Source organism: Streptomyces sp. NPDC127119 (assembly GCF_042677425.1).
Classification (GTDB): Bacteria; Actinomycetota; Actinomycetes; order Streptomycetales; family Streptomycetaceae; genus Streptomyces.
Window position 1 is genome coordinate 1 of sequence record NZ_JBHXTO010000173.1, and the last position, 17,716, is coordinate 17,716.

General features: G+C 71.7%; 12 protein-coding genes and 1 pseudogene. 9 read left to right on the plus strand and 4 right to left on the minus strand.

Annotation, left to right across the window (positions count from 1 at the left end; all coding sequences use genetic code 11):
• Positions 1-112: 112 nt before the first annotated feature.
• The 4 genes from ACFVH5_RS39405 to ACFVH5_RS39420 are packed head-to-tail and all read right to left on the minus strand — an operon-like array spanning position 113 to position 4,145.
• Positions 113-1,126 carry a Gfo/Idh/MocA family protein gene (locus ACFVH5_RS39405; RefSeq protein ID WP_385838512.1) on the minus strand — a complete coding sequence of 338 codons (1,014 nt, stop codon included), beginning with the start codon at positions 1,124-1,126 and terminating at the stop codon, positions 113-115.
• A complete protein-coding gene (locus tag ACFVH5_RS39410; RefSeq protein ID WP_385838513.1) occupies positions 1,126-2,046 on the minus strand; it encodes an ATP-binding cassette domain-containing protein in 921 nt (306 codons plus the stop codon). Before ACFVH5_RS39410 ends, ACFVH5_RS39405 begins: the two co-directional genes overlap by 1 nt.
• Positions 2,047-2,049: 3 nt before the next feature.
• Positions 2,050-3,123, minus strand: a complete 1,074-nt coding sequence (locus ACFVH5_RS39415; protein ID WP_384808453.1) for an ABC transporter permease — start codon at positions 3,121-3,123, stop codon at positions 2,050-2,052.
• Positions 3,124-3,128: 5 nt separating this feature from the next.
• A complete protein-coding gene (locus ACFVH5_RS39420) occupies positions 3,129-4,145 on the minus strand; it encodes a sugar ABC transporter substrate-binding protein (protein WP_384808455.1) in 1,017 nt (338 codons plus the stop codon).
• Positions 4,146-4,389: 244 nt separating this feature from the next.
• Between ACFVH5_RS39420 and iolC the strand changes: the two genes are divergently transcribed.
• From iolC to ACFVH5_RS39465, 9 genes and pseudogenes are all read left to right on the plus strand, one after another.
• Positions 4,390-5,340 (plus strand): 5-dehydro-2-deoxygluconokinase, encoded by a 951-nt coding sequence (gene iolC, locus ACFVH5_RS39425; protein ID WP_384808457.1) that lies wholly within the window; start codon positions 4,390-4,392, stop codon positions 5,338-5,340.
• Between the two features lie 44 nt (positions 5,341-5,384).
• Positions 5,385-6,263: a deoxyribose-phosphate aldolase gene (locus ACFVH5_RS39430; protein ID WP_385838514.1), complete on the plus strand. Its 879-nt coding sequence runs from the start codon at positions 5,385-5,387 to the stop codon at positions 6,261-6,263.
• A gap of 46 nt (positions 6,264-6,309) precedes the next feature.
• Positions 6,310-7,128 (plus strand): annotated as a pseudogene (gene iolB, locus ACFVH5_RS39435) (5-deoxy-glucuronate isomerase); the annotation flags it as partial.
• Positions 7,129-7,224: 96 nt separating this feature from the next.
• Positions 7,225-9,099: a 3D-(3,5/4)-trihydroxycyclohexane-1,2-dione acylhydrolase (decyclizing) gene (iolD, locus tag ACFVH5_RS39440; RefSeq protein ID WP_385838520.1), complete on the plus strand. Its 1,875-nt coding sequence runs from the start codon at positions 7,225-7,227 to the stop codon at positions 9,097-9,099.
• Positions 9,100-9,169: 70 nt separating this feature from the next.
• Positions 9,170-10,666, plus strand: coding sequence for a CoA-acylating methylmalonate-semialdehyde dehydrogenase (locus ACFVH5_RS39445; RefSeq protein WP_385838515.1), 1,497 nt, complete (start codon positions 9,170-9,172; stop codon positions 10,664-10,666).
• Positions 10,667-10,715: 49 nt separating this feature from the next.
• Positions 10,716-11,498, plus strand: a complete 783-nt coding sequence (locus ACFVH5_RS39450) for a GntR family transcriptional regulator (RefSeq protein WP_385838516.1) — start codon at positions 10,716-10,718, stop codon at positions 11,496-11,498.
• A 116-nt stretch (positions 11,499-11,614) separates the two neighbouring features.
• Entirely contained in the window at positions 11,615-14,095 is a 2,481-nt protein-coding gene (locus tag ACFVH5_RS39455) for a SpoIIE family protein phosphatase (RefSeq protein WP_385838517.1), read from the plus strand.
• 159 nt (positions 14,096-14,254) lie between these two features.
• A complete protein-coding gene (locus tag ACFVH5_RS39460; RefSeq protein WP_385838518.1) occupies positions 14,255-16,732 on the plus strand; it encodes a beta-glucosidase in 2,478 nt (825 codons plus the stop codon).
• A 112-nt stretch (positions 16,733-16,844) separates the two neighbouring features.
• Entirely contained in the window at positions 16,845-17,495 is a 651-nt protein-coding gene (locus tag ACFVH5_RS39465) for a DedA family protein (RefSeq protein WP_385838519.1), read from the plus strand.
• Positions 17,496-17,716: the final 221 nt, after the last annotated feature.

Here is a 17,716-nt window from a genome sequence, read left to right on the forward strand (position 1 = left end):
GCCCCTCCCCGAGGGGCGCGGGGAACTGCGCGACCAGCCCCCACCGGCCCGCAGACGGACACGGTTCTTCAGGGGCGCGGGGAACTGCGCGAACGACCCCCACCCGAGGGCGTCAAGCGTAGAACGGTGGGCGTTCCGCCAGTTCCACCTCTACCCGGCCGCCCTCCTGCTGCGCACGCACCCCCGCCTCACAGACCGCCGCCGTGGCGTAGCCGTCCCAGGCCGTGGGCCCGGTGACCTCGCCGCGGCGGGTGGCGTCCACCCAGGCCTGCATCTGGCGGTCGTACGCGTCCTCGAAGCGTTCCGTGAAGTCCTGGGCGATGGTGCCGCCCCAGCGGCCCGCCATGTTGGTGACCAGGGAGTGCCCGTCACCGATCCGGGCCGTGCCGCGCTCGCAGACCACTTCGGCCTGCACCTGGTAGCCGAAGCCGGCGTTGACGTTGATCTCGACGTCCACGATCGCGCCGCCGGCCGTCTCGAAGAGGACCAGCTGCGGGTCCTGCAGCCCCTCGGGCGCGTTGCCCGACGGTGTCGGCTTCAGCACGGTGACCGCGGTGATCTCGTGGCCGAGCAGCCAGCGGGTGATGTCCATCTCGTGGACGACGGAGTCGTTGATGAGCATCTCGGTGCTGAAGCCGGGCGGGGTCGCCACGTTGCGGTGCCGGTTGTGCAGCATCAGCGGGCGGCCCAGCTGGCCGGTGTCCAGCAGCGACTTGAGCTTCACGTACTCGGCGTCGTACCGGCGCATGAAGCCCACCTGCACCCTGCGGTGCCCGAGCCGCTGTTCGGCCTCCAGGACGCGCAGCGCCGAGGCGGAGCCCGGGGTGAGGGGCTTCTCGCACAGGACCGGCAGGTCGTGCTCGAACGCGGCGAGCAGGGCCGCCTCGTGGGCGGGACCGGGGGAGGCGATCAGCACGGCGTCGACGCCGTCGGCGGCCATCGCGGCGGCCGGGTCGGTGTGCGCGGAGCAGCCCTCGATGCCGTCGGCGATCCGTTTGACCCGTTCCGCGTCGACGTCGACGACGGCGGCCACGCGTGCCCCGCTGGTCACCTCGTGGAGCCGGCGCACATGCTCGGCGCCCATCCGGCCGGTGCCGATGACGGCCACCCCGAGCGTGCCCGCCATCAGGACTTCCCCTTCGATGCCGCGAGGGAGGCCTGGAGGTCCTGCTCCTCGGGGAGCCCTGCCACGTCCACGCCGCGTACCTGGGCCAGTTCGTGTTTGAGTGCGGCCAGTTCGGCGCCGCCGGCCATGTGGTTGGTGAGCTCTTCGAGGGTGACGTCCGCGCGGGCCGCGGAGAGTTCCATCGTGCCCAGCCGCAGGACGCTGAAGTGGTCGCCGACCATGTAGGCGTGGTGCGGGTTGTGGGTGATGAAGATGACGCCCAGACCGCGGTCGCGGGCGGCGGCGATGTACTTGAGCACCACGCCGGACTGCTTGACGCCCAGGGCGGCGGTGGGCTCGTCCAGGATGAGCACGCGGGCGCCGAAGTAGACGGCGCGGGCGATGGCCACGGACTGGCGCTGGCCGCCGGAGAGGGTGCCGATCGGCTGGTCGAGGTCGTCCAGGACGATGCCCATGGCCCGCAGTTCGGTGTCCGCGGTCTGTTTCATCGCCGCGATGTCCAGGCGGCGGATCGGCCAGGGGCCCTTGGTCAGTTCGGAGCCGAGGAAGAAGTTCCGCCACACGGGCATCAGCGGCACGGTGGCCAGGTCCTGGTAGACGGTGGCGATGCCCTTGTCGAGGGCCTCGCGCGGGGTGCTCAGCTGCACCGCCTCGCCGTCGATGAGGAACTCGCCCTCGGTGTGCTGGTGCAGGCCGGAGATGATTTTGATGAGCGTCGACTTGCCGGCGCCGTTGTCACCGAGGACACAGGTGACCTGGCCGGGGTGGACGGACAGGTCCACGCCGTGCAGGGCGCGGACGTTGCCGTACGCCTTGCCGGCCCCGCGCAGTTGCACGATCGGCTGTGTGTCCGCGGGCGCGTCCCCGGGGGTGTCCTGGACAGGGGTGGTGTCGTCGCTGGAGGTGGTGTTGTCGGTCATGGGTTACCTCCGGGTTGCCTGGCGGCGGACCCACAGATTGACGAGGGCGGCGAGCAGGAGCATGACGCCGAGGAAGGCCTTGAACCAGTCGGGGTTCCAGTTGGCGTACACGATGCCCTGGGAGACCATGCCGAAGATGAACGCGCCGATGACGGCGCCGATCGCGGAGCCGTAGCCGCCGGTGAGCAGGCAGCCGCCGATGACCGCGGCGATGATGTACAGGAACTCGTTGCCCACGCCCTCGCCGGACTGGACGGTGTTGAACGAGAACAGGATGTGCATGCCCACGAACCAGGCGCCGGCGCCGACGCCCATGAACAGGGCGATCTTCGTGAAGGTGACCGGTACGCCGACGGCGCGGGCGCTCTCCTGGCTGCCGCCGGTGGCGAAGATCCAGTTGCCGAACTTGGTGCGCAGCAGCAGCCAGGTCGCGAGGGCGGCGAGGATCAGCCAGTAGAAGACGGTGATCTTGACGTCGACCCCGCCGATGCCTATCTCGGAGGCGAAGACGCTCTTGGCCTGGTCGAAGCCGTCCATGTCGCTGATGGAGTCGGTGGCGACGTTGCCGGTGAAGAGCTTCGTGATGGCGAGGTTGGCGCCCTGGAGAATCAGGAACGAGCCCAGCGTGATGAGGAACGACGGCAGTCCGGTGCGTACCAGCAGGTAGCCGTTGAACGCGCCGATCGCCAGGGCCACCACCAGGGCGACGATGACGCCGGTCCACACGTTCATGGACAGCTGGAAGCTCCACATGCTCGCCGTGAGCGCGGAGGTGGTCACGGCCACACCGGCGGAGAGGTCGAACTCGCCGCCGATCATCAGCAGGGCCACCGGCAGGGCCATGATGCCCATCACGGAGGCCTCGTAGAGCACGTTGGCCAGTGAGCTCGCCTCACGGAAGGGCGAGGCGACCGTGAAGAAGAAGACGTAGACGACGATCGCCGCGATGAGGGCGCCGATCTCCGGGCGGGCCGCCAGTCGGCGGGCCAGGGACCGTTCCGAGGTCCGGCCGTCCTTGGGGGCGGCCGGCGAAGCCGGCGGCGAGGAACTCGCCGCCGGTGCCGTTGCCTGGGTCATGGGTGTCACCGAGTACCCTTCGAGGCGAACTTGGCTATGTCGTCCACGTTGTCCTTGTCGACGAACGCCGGGCCGGTGAGCACGGGCTCCTGGCCGCCTCCGCTGAAGTTGCCGTTGGTCTTGTAGAGCCACAGGGAGTCCACCGACAGGTAGCCCTGGAGGTAGGGCTGCTGGTCGACCGCGAACTCGATGTCGCCGCCCTTGACGGCGTCGACCATCTCCTTGTTGAGGTCGAAGGTCGCCACCTTCGCCTTGCTGCCCGCGTCGTCCACGGACTGCACGGCGGTCAGGGCGAACGGGGCGCCGAGCGTGACCACGTAGTCGATCGACGTGTCCTGCTTCAGCTTGGCGTTGATCGTCGACTTCACGGACGGCATGTTCGTGCCGTTCACGTTGAGGGTCGTGGTCTTGCCCTTGAACGTCTTCTTCACACCGGCGCAGCGGGCCTCCAGGGAGACGCTGCCCTGCTCGTGGATGACGCAGATGTTGTTCTTGGAGCCGAGCGCGTTGAGCTTCTCGCCGAAGGCCTCACCGGCCACGAACTCGTCCTGGCCGAAGTAGGACAGGAGTCCCTGCTCCTTCCAGTCGTCGATGCCTCCGTTGAGGCCGACGACGGGGATGCCGGCCTTCTCGGCCTTGGCCACGACGTCCTTCATGGCGTCGGGCTTGGAGAGGGTGACCGCGATGCCGTCGACCTTCTGGTCGATCGCGTTCTGGACCAGGTTGGCCTGCTTGGCCGAGTCCGGGTTGTTCGAGTAGACCAGTTCGACGTTGTCCTTGGCGGCGGCGGTCTCCGCTCCCTTGCGGACGAGGTCCCAGAAGGTGTCACCCGCGGCTGCGTGCGTGATCATCGCGATCTTCATACGGGGGGTGTCGGCCTTGCCGGCCGACGCGTTGCCCGAGTCCTCCTCGGCCTTCTTGCCACCGGAGTCGCTGGAGCAACCGGTGACCATCAGGGCCGCCGCGGCGGCCGCGGCGACGAGGGCGATTCTGCGGGAACGGGGGCGAGACGTGCGGTCCATCTTTCCGGCACCTCACTGTGCGACAGGGGAGAGGGAGCTAAAACTCGGCAGTTCTGTTGGGAGGGGATGTAAGTCCCTCATATGCCCCGCTGTCAATACTTTGTTAAGACATCATTTCACGGTGACGTGAGAATGTAAGTACAAAGTCTTGACATGGCTCGGCCCCCGGTCTTACACCTAGGACACACCGGTCCCCCGCATCCCGCACCCCCACAAGACCGCATCCACACGAGGAGCGACGCGTATGAGCGAGTCCTTCGACCTGATCACCATGGGTCGCATCGGGGTCGACCTCTACCCTCTGCAGACCGGCGTACCGCTCGCACGCGTCGAGACCTTCGGTAAGTTCCTCGGCGGTTCGGCGGCCAACGTGGCGGTCGCCGCAGCACGTCTGGGGCGCGCCACAGCGATCGTCAGCCGTACCGGCGATGATCCCTTCGGAGCCTATCTCCACCAGGCTCTCAAGGAATTCGGGGTCGACGACCGCTGGGTCACCCCCGTCGAGGAGTACCCGACACCGGTCACGTTCTGTGAGATCTTCCCGCCCGACGACTTCCCGCTGTACTTCTACCGGCAGCCCAAGGCGCCGGACCTGGTGATCCACACCGACGAGCTCGACTTCTTCGCGCTCCGGGCGGCGAAGATCTTCTGGATCACCGGCACCGGACTGAGCGAGGAGCCCAGCCGCTCGGCCACCCTCGCCGCCCTCAAGGCCCGCGACAAGGCCGGCACCACCGTCTTCGACCTCGACTGGCGCCCGATGTTCTGGAAGGACCCGGACGAGGCCCGCCCGTACTACACCGAGGCCCTGCGGCACGCCACGGTCGCCGTCGGCAACCTCGACGAGTGCGAGATCGCCACCGGCGTCCGCGAACCGCGGGCCTGCGCCGAAGCCCTCCTCGAAGCCGGTGTGGAGCTGGCCGTCGTCAAGCAGGGCCCCAAGGGCGTCCTCGCTGTCCACCGCGACGGCACCACCGCCGAAGTGCCGCCCGTACCCGTCGAGGTGGTCAACGGCCTCGGCGCGGGCGACGCGTTCGGCGGCTCGCTCTGCCACGGCCTGCTGGCCGGCTGGGAACTGGAGAGGACGATGCGGTACGCCAACGCGGCCGGCGCCCTGGTCGCGTCCCGCCTCGCCTGCTCCTCCGCGATGCCGACCGCCGCCGAGGTCGAGGAACTCGTCACAGCCCGCGGCTGAGAAGACCGCGGCCGACCCCGCACCACCCCGAACGGAGCCAGACCTTGAGCATCACCATCCCCGACCTCGTCAGGGTGCGTGTCCAGCACCCCGAGGCCGTGGCCGAAGCGGCCGCCCGCCGCAGCCGGCGACCCCTCGTCGGCGACAGCGGCCGCCTCATGATCGTGGCCGCCGACCACCCGGCCCGCGGTGCGCTCGGCGTCGGCGACCGCAAGCTGGCCATGGCCAACCGCGCCGACCTGCTGGAGCGCCTGTGCGCCGCGCTGTCCCGGCCGGGCGTGGACGGGGTGCTCGCCACCGCCGACATCCTGGACGACCTCCTGCTGCTCGGCGCGCTGGAGGACAAGGTCGTCATGGGCTCCATGAACCGCGGCGGCCTGGCCGGTTCGGCCTTCGAGATGGACGACCGCTTCACCGGCCACCGCGCCGAGGACATCGAGCGGCTGAACTTCGACGCGGGCAAGCTGCTGCTGCGCGTCGACTACGACGACCCCGGCTCGCTGACCACGCTGGAGTCCACCGCCCGCGCGATCGACGACATGGCGGCGCGCCGACTGCCCGTGTTCGTCGAGCCGTTCATCTCCCGCCGTGTCGACGGAAAGGTCCGCAACGACCTCTCCGCGGAAGCCGTCACCCGCTCCATCGCCATCGCCTCCGGACTCGGCGGCACCTCCGCCTACACCTGGCTGAAACTGCCCGTCACCAGCGACCCGGACGACATGGCCGGGGCCCTGGAGACCTCCACCCTGCCCGCGGTCCTGCTCGGCGGCGAGGTCGGCGGGGACCAGGAGGGCGCGTACGAGAAGTGGCGCAAGTGCCTGCGGCTGCCCACCGTGCAGGGTCTGGTCGTCGGCCGCTCCCTGCTCTATCCCGCCGAGGGCGACGTGGAGACCGCGGTGGACACCGCGGTCGGCCTGCTCTGACCGGAGATCAGCCCGTCGTGACCGGACACCGGAAGGACCACACCTCATGACCAGCGCACATCACCTGCCCGCGGGCAGGGCCGCGAGCGGGCCGTACGCCGTGGACGTCACCCCGGAGAGCGCGGGCTGGGACCACTCCAGTCTCCGGGTCCTCGAACTGCCGCCCGGCGGAACGCACTTGTTCACCGCGGGGGACAGCGAGTGGATCGTCACCTCGCTGGGCGGCGGCTGCACGGTCGCCGTCACCGACGACTACGGACAGGACGAGTTCGAGGTGCGGGGCCGCGCGGACGTGTTCAGCGGCGTCAGCGACTTCGTCTACGTGCCCAGGGACGCGACCGCCGCCCTCACCTCCCACGAGGGCGGCCGGTTCGCGCTCACCGGGGCCCGCTGCGAGCGGCGCCTGCCGGCCCGCTACGGGCCCGCCGAGTCCGTGCCCGTCGAACTGCGCGGCAGCGGCAACTGCTCCCGCAGGGTGCACAACTTCGGCGCGGCCGGCGTCTTCGAGTGCGACAAGCTCATCGCGGTCGAGGTGATCACCCCGGGCGGCAACTGGTCCTCGTACCCGCCGCACAAGCACGACGAGAACCGGCCGGGCGAGGAGTCCGAGCTGGAGGAGATCTACTACTTCGAGATCGCCGACCACGAGGGCACTCCCGGCCTCGGCTACCAGCGCGTGACGCCCTCCGGCAACGGCGGCGGCACGGACGTGCTCGCCGAGGTGCGCGGCGGAGACGTCGTCCTCATCCCGGACGGCTGGCACGGTCCCTCGATCGCCTCGCCCGGCCACGACATGTATTACCTCAACGTCATGGCGGGCCCCGGCGCCGACCGGGCCTGGCTGATCTGCGACCACCCCGACCACGCCTGGATCCGCGACACCTGGCCGGATCAGCCGGTCGACCCCCGGCTGGCCCCTGACCCTCCCGCCCCGTCACCTCCGCATCCCAGTGAGGAACCGATGAGCCGCTCCACCCTCCGTCTGACCGTCGCCCAGGCACTGGTGCGTTTCCTGGCCGCGCAGTACACCGAACGCGACGGCGAACGGCACCGGCTGATCGCCGGCACCTGGGGCATCTTCGGCCACGGCAACGTGGCAGGCCTCGGCCAGGCGCTCCTGGAGGCCGGCGAGGAGACCATGCCCTTCCACCAGGGCCGCAACGAACAGGCCATGGTGCACGCAGCCGTCGGCTACGCCCGCCAGCTCGACCGGCTCTCCGCCCAGGCCGTCACCACCTCCATCGGCCCCGGCGCCACCAACCTCGTCACCGGCGCGGCCCTCGCCACGATCAACCGGCTGCCCGTGCTGCTCCTGCCCGGCGACTACTTCGCGACCCGCGCCGCCGATCCGCTGCTCCAGCAGCTGGAACACCCGGTCGAGGCCGACCTGTCCGTCAACGACACCCTGCGCCCGGTCTCCCGCTACTTCGACCGCATCCACCGCCCCGAGGCGCTGATCCCCTCCGCCCTCCACGCGATGCGGGTGCTCGCCGACCCCGTCGACACCGGCGCCGTCACCCTCGCCCTGCCGCAGGACGTGCAGGCCGAGGCGTACGACTGGCCCGAGGAGTTCTTCGCCGACCGGGTCTGGCACGTCCGCCGCCCGGCGCCCGAACCGGCCGAGCTGGCCGCCGCCGTGGAGGCCGTACGCGGCTCCCGGCGCCCTCTGGTCGTCGCGGGCGGCGGCGTCCACCACAGCGAGGCCGAGCAGGCCCTCAAGGCGTTCGTCGAGGCCACCGGCATCCCGGTCGCCTCCACCCAGGCCGGCAAGGGCTCGCTGCGGTACGACCACCCGGCGGACGTCGGCGGCATCGGCCACACCGGCACCGCCGTCGCCGACGACCTGGCGCGCACCGCCGACCTGGTGATCGGCGTCGGCACCCGCTACTCGGACTTCACCACCGCCTCCGCGACCCTCTTCCAGGAGCCGGACGTCCGGTTCGTCAACCTCAACGTGGCCGCCTTCGACGCGCACAAGCTGAGCGCGCGGACCCTGGTCGCGGACGCCCGCGCCGGTCTGGAAGCCCTCACCGAGGCGCTCGCCGGGCACCGCGTGGACGAGGCGTACGAGGCCGAGTACCGCGCGGGCAAGGAGCGCTGGGAGCAGGTCGTCGACTCCGTCTACCGGGCCGACGACGAGCACGCGGTCCCCACCCAGACGCAGGTCCTCGGCGCCCTGGACGCCGTGGTCGGCGACGACGACGTGGTGATCAACGCGGCCGGCTCGCTCCCCGGCGACCTGCACAAACTCTGGCGCGCCCGCAGCCCGCGCCAGTACCACCTGGAGTACGGCTACTCCTGCATGGGCTACGAGATCCCGGCCGGCATCGGCGTCCAGCAGGCCGCCCCGGGCACCCCCGTCTGGTCACTGGTCGGCGACGGCACGTACCTCATGATGCCGACCGAGATCGTCACGGCCGTCCAGGAGGGGCTGCCCGTCAACCTGGTGCTCATCCAGAACCACGGGTACGCGTCCATCGGCGGCCTCTCCGAGGCGGTGGGCGCCGAGCGCTTCGGCACCGCCTACCGCTACCGCTCCCCGGACGGCACCTTCACCGGTGACCCGCTGCCGGTCGACCTGGCCGCCAACGCCGCCAGCCTCGGCATGGACGTCCTGCGCGCCAAGACCGTCGGCGAACTGCGGGAGGCACTGGCCACCGCCCGCGCGTCCGACCGGCCCACCTGCGTGTACGTCGAGACCGACCCGACGCCCACCTCGCCCGGCGCCGAGGCCTGGTGGGACGTACCGGTCGCCGAGGTCGCCTCCCGCGAGGCCGCGACCAGCGCCCGGACGGCGTACGAGCGGCAGGTCGCCGACCGCCGCCGCCACCTCTGACCTCCCCGTCCCCGCGCTCCCCGCACCGCACCTCCCCGCACCTCCCGCTCGTGAAAAGGACCCGTACCGCATGAAGAACATCGACCACTGGATCGGCGGGAAGCCCGTCGCGGGTGCCTCCGACCGCTTCGGCCCCGTGTACAACCCGGCGACGGGCGCCCAGGAGAAGCAGGTGCCCTTCGCCTCCGTGGACGAGGTGGACACCGCCGTCGCCTCCGCGAAGGCCGCCTTCGAGAGCTGGGGCACCGCCTCGCTCGCCAGGCGCACCTCGGTCCTCTTCAAGTACCGCGAACTGCTCGACGCGCACCGCGACGAGATCGCCGAGCTGATCACCGCCGAGCACGGCAAGGTGCACTCCGACGCGCTCGGCGAGGTCGCCCGGGGCATGGAGATCGTCGAACTCGCCTGCTCCGTACCGCAGTTGCTCAAGGGCGAGCTGTCCACCCAGGTCTCCACCCGGGTCGACGTGGCCGCGATCCGCCAGCCCCTCGGCGTCGTCGCGGGCATCACACCGTTCAACTTCCCCGCCATGGTGCCGATGTGGATGTTCCCGCTCGCCATCGCGTGCGGCAACACCTTCGTGCTCAAGCCGAGCGAGAAGGACCCGTCCGCCTCCTACCGGCTGGCCGAGCTGGCGAGCGAGGCCGGACTGCCGGACGGCGTGCTCAACGTCGTGCACGGCGACAAGGCGGCCGTCGACCGGCTCCTGGAGCACCCGGACATCACCGCCGTCTCCTTCGTCGGCTCCACGCCCATCGCCAAGTACATCCAGATCAAGGGCATCGAGCACGGCAAGCGCGTGCAGGCCCTCGGCGGCGCCAAGAACCACATGCTGGTCCTGCCCGACGCCGACCTGGACTTCGCCGCCGACCAGGCCATCAGCGCCGCGTACGGCTCGGCCGGCGAGCGCTGCATGGCCGTCTCGGTCGTCGTCGCCGTCGGCGGCACCGGGGACGAACTGGTCGAGAAGATCGCCGAGCGGGCCAAGGGCCTGAAGATCGGCCCCGGCAACGACCCCACCAGCGAGATGGGCCCGCTCATCACCCGCGAGCACCGCGACAAGGTCGCCTCGTACGTGGCGGGCGCCGCCGCCCAGGGCGCCGAGGTCGTCGTGGACGGCACCGGCCTCACCGTGCCCGGGCACGAGGACGGCTTCTTCCTCGGCGTCTCGCTCCTCGACAAGGTGCCGGTCACCGCGGACGCCTACCGGGACGAGATCTTCGGCCCGGTGCTGTGCGTGGTCCGCGCCGAGACCTACGACGAGGGCATCGCGCTGATCAACGCCTCCCGCTGGGGCAACGGCACCGCGATCTTCACCCGGGACGGCGGCGCCGCCCGCCGCTTCCAGCTGGAGGTCCAGGCCGGCATGGTCGGCGTCAACGTGCCGATCCCCGTCCCCGTCGGCTACCACTCCTTCGGCGGCTGGAAGGACTCCCTCTTCGGCGGCCACCACATCTACGGCAACGACGGCGTCGCCTTCTACACCCAGGGCAAGGTCATCACCACCCGCTGGCCCGACCCGGCCGACAGCGGCGGCATCAACCTCGGCTTCCCGAGCCATTCCTGACGCTCCGACGGAGCCACCCGCGCACGTACATCCGAAGGAAGGGGCACGAGTGGCAGAGACCGGCACCACACGTCCGGCCACGGCCGGGGCCTTCGACCGGCTGGAGGTCGCCCTGGACCGGGGCAGCCCGATCCCGCTCTACTACCAGCTCGCCCAGCAGCTGGAGTCGGCGATCGAGCACGGGGCGCTCGCCCCGGGCGACCTGCTGGGCAACGAGGTGGACATCGCCGCCCGGCTCGGCCTGTCCCGGCCCACCGTCCGCCAGGCGATCCAGTCACTGGTGGACAAGGGCCTGCTGGTACGCCGCCGGGGCATCGGCACCCAGGTGGTGCACAGCCAGGTCAGACGCTCACTGGAACTGAGCAGCCTGTACGACGACCTGGCCGCCGCCGGACAGAGCCCCGGCACCCGGGTGCTGCGCAACGAGATCGAGTCGGCCTCGGCGGAGGTCGCCGCGGCCCTCGGCATCCCCGAGGGCCGGGACGTCATCGTGCTGGAGCGGCTGCGCACCACCCACGGCGAACCTGTGGCCCACCTCCGCAACCATCTGCCCGCCACCCTCCTCGACCTCGACACCGGGAGACTTGAGGCGACCGGCCTCTACCGGCTGATGAAGTCCGCGGGCATCACCCTGCACAGCGCCCACCAGACCGTGGGCGCCCGGAGCGCCACCGCGGAGGAGGGCGCGCTGCTCCACGAACCGGCGGGAGCCGCCCTGCTCACCATGCGCCGCACGGCCTACGACGACACCGGGCGGGCCGTGGAGTACGGGACCCACGTCTACCGGGCGGCCCGCTACACCTTCGACTTCCAGTTGCTCGTGCGCCCCTGATCGGGTGCGTTCGCCGGGCTCACCGGCCCTCTGCGGCGGTACGTTGGGCCTGTGCGGCGCGCGTGCACCGGGCGCGGCGCACGGGAAGACCACTCCCAGCGACGGAGAGGGTCAGGGTGTCGACGAGCGAGGAGAGCGGCGTGGCGGCGCGTCGGTTCGACGTGGCGGACGCCGCGGTGGTGCTGCTGGACGCCCGCGTGACGGTGTCCGGCTGGACCGCGGACGCCGAGCGGCTGTTCGGCCACCGCAGCGCCGAGGCCGTGGGCCGTCCCGTCGCGGACCTGCTGATGCCCGAGGACGCCGCGCGCCTGCCCGCCCTGGCCCGCCGCTGCGTGCGGGACGGCCGCTGGACCGGACTCCTCGCGGTGCGCCACCGCGACGGCCGGCCGGTCGTCGCCACCGTACGGGTGCTGCCCGCCGTGGAGGCCGCGGACGGCCCGCCCCGCTGGGTGGCCCTGGCCGCCGACACCGCGGGCACCCCGGGCTGGGGCATGAGCCGCGGGGTACTGGAGCGGATGGCCGCCCACTCGCCGATCGGCATCGCCATCGTCGACACCGACCTGCGGTTCGTCTGGTCGAACACCGCCCTGGAGCAGTTCGGCGGCGGACCCGGGCGCGAGCGCATCGGCAAACGGCTCGCCGACATACAGCCCGGCCTCGACGCCGCCGCCCTGGAAGGGGTCATGCGCCAGGTCCTGGAGAGCGGCGAGACCGTCGCGGGCTACGAACACGTCGGCACGGTCCGCTCGGCACCGCACCGGCAGACCGCCCACGCCATGTCCTTCACCCGGCTCGACGACGACCAGGGCACCCCGCTCGGCGTGTACTACACCGTCGTGGACGTCACCGAGCGCTACCGGGCCCGCGAACGCCTCACCCTCCTGGACCGGGCGGGCAAGAGCATCGGCCGCACCCTCGACGTCACCCGCACCGCCCAGGAACTCGCCGACCTCGCGGTACCGGGACTCGCCGACCTCGTCACCGTCGACCTGCTGGAGACCGTCCTCGAAGGCGGTGAGCCGGCGACCGGACCGACGGGCGGGCCCCTGGACGGGCCGGACGCGGTCCCCCTGCGCCGGGCCGGCCACCGGTCGGTCGACGAAGACGGCCCGGAGGCCGGCGCCGGGATCGGCGAGGTGGCCCGGTACCGCGCCGACTCACCCCCGATCGCCGCCCTGACCGGCGGCAGGTCCTGGATCGAGGAGCGCCTCGACCCCCTGTCCGGGACGTGGACCGCCGACCCGCCCCGGGGCGGGGCCGCCGCCTTCACCGGCCCCGGACCGCACACCGCGATGATCGTGCCCGTCCGGGCCCGCGGCACCACGCTCGGCATCACCACGTTCTTCCGCGACCGCCGCAAGGAGCCCTTCGACCACGACGACCTGGGCCTTGCGGAGGAGTTCGTGGCCCGCGCCGCGCTGTGCCTCGACAACGCCCGCCGCTACACCCGCGAACGCGACGCGGCACTGGTCCTGCAACGCCATCTGCTGCCGCACCGGCTGCCCGAACAGGACGCGATGGAGGTCGCCGCCTGCTACCGGCCGGCCGACGAGCTGACGGGCCTCGGCGGGGACTGGTTCGACGTCATCCCGCTGTCGGGCGCCCGGGTCGCGCTCGTGGTGGGGGACGTCGTCGGGCACGGTATCGAGGCCGCCGCCGCCATGGGGCGGCTGCGTGCCGCCGTCCAGACCCTCGCCGACCTGGACCTGCCGCCCGAGGAGGTGCTGGCCCACCTCGACGACCTGGTCGGCCGGGCCGGACAGGAGAACGACCCCGGGACGGCACCCCGCGCCGACGGCGTCCGCGCGAAAGGTGCCAGCTGCCTCTACGCCGTGTACGACCCGGTCGGCGGCCGGCTGTCGATGGCCGCCGCGGGCCACGGCCTGCCCGCCGTCGTCGCCCCGGACGGCACGGTGGACTTCCCCGAACTGCCGCAGGGGCCCGAACTGGGCGTCGGCGGACCGCCCTTCGAGTCCGTCGAGCTGCGGCTCGCGGAAGGCAGCGTGCTCACCCTGGGCACCGACGGCCTGCTCGCCGCCGAGGGGCCCGCGGACCGGCGGGACGCCGCCGCCGACCGGGAACGGCTGCGCCGTGTGCTCGGACAGCCCGCTCCCGACCTCGACGAACGCTGTCTGGCCGTGGTGAACGCCCTGGTCCCGGTCCGCCCGCCGGACGACGTGGTGCTGCTGATGGCCCGCGCCCGCCGTCTGCCGGCGGACCGGACGGTGTCCTGGGAGCTGCCCGGTGACCCGGCCTCGGTCGCCGAGGTCCGCAAGCGCACCTCGCGGCAGCTGTGCGAATGGGGTCTCGACGAGCTGACCTTCACGACCGAACTCGTCGTCAGCGAGCTGTTCACCAACGCGATCCGGCACGCGGACGGCCCCATCAGACTGCGGCTGATCATGTCGAGGACCCTGTTCTGCGAGGTGTGGGACGCCAGCCCCACGGCTCCGCACCTGCGCCATCCGAAGACGACCGACGAGGGCGGCCGGGGTCTCTTCCTGGTCTCCCAGTGCACCCAGCGCTGGGGGACCCGCTACACCCAGGACGGCAAGATCATCTGGACGGAGCAGTCCCTGGCCGGCCCGACGTTCTGACCGACCGGTGCGGTCATATTTTCTGCTGTGACGGTGGCGCCTACCGCTGCGACAAGTCGCTTTTGTCGCATAGTGCGTCCGGAGGGCGAACCAGCACGGCCGCCCGCGCGCCCCGCGGTTCACCTCCTCGTGCCCGCACCCAACGAGGAGTGACGCCTCATGTCCGACCCTGTCTCCCGGCGGCCCGTGTCCCGGCGGTCCGTCCTGCGCCTGCTGGGCGGCGCGACCGCCGTGGCCCTCGCCGCGACCACCGGAAGCCCCGCGTCCGCCCGGGCGGCCGTACGGGAACCGGCCGCGGGCCCCCGCGTCGAGGGCCTGCTCGCCCGGCTCACCCTGGACGAGAAGATCTCCCTGCTGCACGGCGCCACCGACCCGAAGGCCCTCGGCCAGGCCGGCTACGTACCCGGCGTGGCGCGGCTCGGCATCCCGCCCCTGCGCCTCGCCGACGGCCCCGCCGGAGTCCGCGTCAAGCAGCGCGCCACCGCCCTGCCCGCACCCGTCCTGCTCGCCTCCGCCTTCGACCCCGATCTCGCCCGCCGCTACGGCCGGGTCATCGGCCACGAAGGCCGCGCACTGGGCCAGGACGTACTGCTCTCCCCGATGGTCAACCTCGTCCGCACCCCGTACGCGGGCCGCAACTTCGAGACCTTCAGCGAGGACCCGCTGCTCTCCGCCGACCTCGTCGCCGAGGAGATCAAGGGCATCCAGGGCGAAGGGCTCATCGCGACCGTCAAGCACTACGCGATGAACAACCAGGAGAAGGACCGCGAGACCGTCGACGTCCGGGTCGACGAGCAGACCCTCAACGAGGTCGAACTGCGCGGCTTCGAGGCCGCCGTCGGCGCCGGCGCCTGCGCCGCCATGGGCGCCTACAACAAGGTCAACGGCGTCTACGCCTGCGAGAACAAGGAACTCCTCACCGGGATCCTGCGCGACCGCTGGGGCTTCGAGGGCTGGGTGATGACCGACTGGTACGCCGCCCACAGCACCGTCGCCTCGCTCACCGCGGGCCTCGACATGGAGATGCCGAACAGCAGGTACTTCGGGGCCGCCCTGAAGACCGCGGTCCAGGACGGCAGCGTCTCCGAGGAGTACGTCGACCGGTCCGTACGCCGCATCCTCACCGCGATGGACGACTTCGGCCTCCTCGACGGCAGCGCCCCGCCCCGCCCGCGCCGCGACCCCGCGGCGGGCGCGGCCGTCGCCCTGGAGGTCGCCAAGGCGGGCGCCACCCTCCTGCACAACAAGAACGCCGCCCTGCCCCTCACCGGCGGGGCCGCCCGCAGCATCGCCGTCGTCGGCCCCACCGGCTCCCTCCCGTTCGTCAGCGGCGGCGGCAGCGCCCACGTGGTCCCCGACCGGGCCGACAGCCCCCTGGAAGCCATCAAGTCCCGCGCGGGCAAGGGCGCCCGGGTCTCGTACGCGCTCGGCGAGGACCTCTTCGGCAGACCCCTGCCGAAGAACTCCCTCTCGGCGGGCATCACCCCCGAAGCCCAGTACATCGACGCCGGGAAGACCTGGACGTACGACGGGACACTCACCGTCGAGGACGCCGACGAGTGGACCTTCGTCATCCACTACTCCGGTACGCGGCCCCAGGTGCTCCTGGACGGAACGGAACTCTTCCCCGTCGTGGCCGGGCTCGCCGAGCAGTTCGCCGGCGGCCTCGTGTCGGCCGCCCCCGACGGCCTGGCGGTACGGCGCAAGACACTCGACCTCACTCCTGGCCGGCACCGGATCGAGATCACCGCGAAGGGCGGGGACGCGGGGCAGACGTTCAGGCTGCGGCGCGTCACCGGTGCGACCCGCGGCCAGGACGTGGCCGAGGCCGTACGGGCCGCGTCCGCCGCGCACAGCGTCGTCCTCTTCGCCTACGAGGACGCCACCGAGAACCAGGACCGCACGACCCTCGCGCTCCCGGGCCACCAGCCGGGCCTGATCGAGGCGGTGACCGCGGCCAACCCGCGCACCACCGTCGTCCTCAACACCTCCTCCTCGACCGCGATGCCCTGGCTGGAGCGCACCGCCGCCGTGCTGCAGATGTACTACCCCGGCCAGGAGGGCGCGGCGGCCACCGCGGCCGTCCTGTTCGGCGACTGCGACCCCGGCGGACGGCTCACCCAGTCCTTCCCCGCCGACGACGAGAGCCACCCGGTCGCCGGCGAACCGCGCCGCTACCCGGGCGTCAGCGGCGTCGAGGAGTACTCCGAGGGCATCCACGCCGGCTACCGCTGGTACGACGCCAAGGGCGTACGGCCGCTGTTCCCGTTCGGGCACGGACTCTCGTACACCTCCTTCGCCTACGAGGACCTGGCGGTGGAACGCACCGGGGACGGGCTGGACGTCGCCTTCACCGTGCGCAACACCGGGCGGCGGGACGGCGTCGACATCCCGCAGGTCTACGTGGGGCCCTCGCCCGACCTGCGCGTCGAGCGCGCCGTACGCGTCCTGAGCGGCTACCGACGGCTCCGGCTGACGGCGGGGGAGTCACGCAGGATCACCGTGCGCGTCGACGAACGCACCCTGTCCTCGTGGGACCCGCGGCGGTCCGGCTGGGTGCTCGGCACCGGGCGGCGGACCGTATGGATCGGGGCCTCCTCGCGTGACCTGCGGCTCCGTACGACAGTGGCCGTGTGAGAGCCCGGCGGGCCGTCGGACAGGGGGCGTGAACCGGTAGGCTTCCCGGCGTGCGCGCGACCGAGCGCACGCCGGGCCCGGCCCGGACCGCGGTGATGGGGAGGAACCGGCGTTGCACGTCCAGGAATGGCTAGAGACCGTGCCTGCGGTCAGCATCTACGCGCTGGTGGGCCTGGTCATCGGCCTGGAGAGCCTGGGCATCCCGCTGCCGGGCGAGATCATCCTCGTCTCCTCGGCGCTGCTCGCCTCCCAGCACGGTGACATCAACCCCTTCATCCTCGGCGCCTGCGCGACGGCCGGCGCGATCATCGGTGACTCCATCGGCTACGCCATCGGCCGCAAGGGCGGGCGCCCGCTGCTGGCCTGGCTCGGCGCGAAATTCCCCAAGCACTTCGGCGAGGGCCATATCGCCACCGCCGAGCGGTCCTTCGAGAAGTGGGGCATGTGGGCCGTCTTCTTCGGCCGCTTCATCGCCCTGCTGCGCATCTTCGCGGGGCCGCTCGCGGGCGTACTGCGCATGCCGTACTGGAAGTTCCTCATCGCCAACGTCCTCGGTGGCATCATCTGGGCGGGCGGCACCACGGCGGTCATCTACTACGTCGGCGTGGTGGCCGAATCCTGGCTCAAGCGCTTCTCCTGGCTGGGCCTGGTCCTCGCCGTCCTCATCGGCGCGACCTCCATGCTGATCATGAAGCGCAAGGCGAAGAAGATGACGGCGGAGTCCGAAACGACTCCGTCGGACCCGATCCCGGCAACCGACTGACGGTTTGTGAAAGGCGGGCGCAGCCCTGCCTTTCAGGGGCGCGAGGAACTGCGCGCCCGGCCACAGCGAACCCGCACCCGACGTACGGTCCCCAGGGCTCCGGTTGTTCACTGCGGGCCGGTGGGGGCGGGCCGCGCAGTTCCCCGCGCCCCTAAAGGGGCCCACCCGCGTCGGCGTGCCGTTATGGCTACGCCGGTACGACGTCGCACACCCCAAACTCA

Bases quoted from the DNA above. Each gene is read 5' to 3' on its own strand.
- ACFVH5_RS39405 (WP_385838512.1), bottom strand. From the start codon at position 1,126: ATGGCGGGCACGCTCGGGGTGGCCGTCATCGGCACCGGCCGGATGGGC.
- ACFVH5_RS39410 (WP_385838513.1), bottom strand. From the start codon at position 2,046: ATGACCGACAACACCACCTCCAGCGACGACACCACCCCTGTCCAGGAC.
- ACFVH5_RS39415 (WP_384808453.1), bottom strand. From the start codon at position 3,123: ATGACCCAGGCAACGGCACCGGCGGCGAGTTCCTCGCCGCCGGCTTCG.
- ACFVH5_RS39420 (WP_384808455.1), bottom strand. From the start codon at position 4,145: ATGGACCGCACGTCTCGCCCCCGTTCCCGCAGAATCGCCCTCGTCGCC.
- iolC (WP_384808457.1), top strand. From the start codon at position 4,390: ATGAGCGAGTCCTTCGACCTGATCACCATGGGTCGCATCGGGGTCGAC.
- iolD (WP_385838520.1), top strand. From the start codon at position 7,225: ATGAGCCGCTCCACCCTCCGTCTGACCGTCGCCCAGGCACTGGTGCGT.
- ACFVH5_RS39445 (WP_385838515.1), top strand. From the start codon at position 9,170: ATGAAGAACATCGACCACTGGATCGGCGGGAAGCCCGTCGCGGGTGCC.
- ACFVH5_RS39460 (WP_385838518.1), top strand. From the start codon at position 14,255: ATGTCCGACCCTGTCTCCCGGCGGCCCGTGTCCCGGCGGTCCGTCCTG.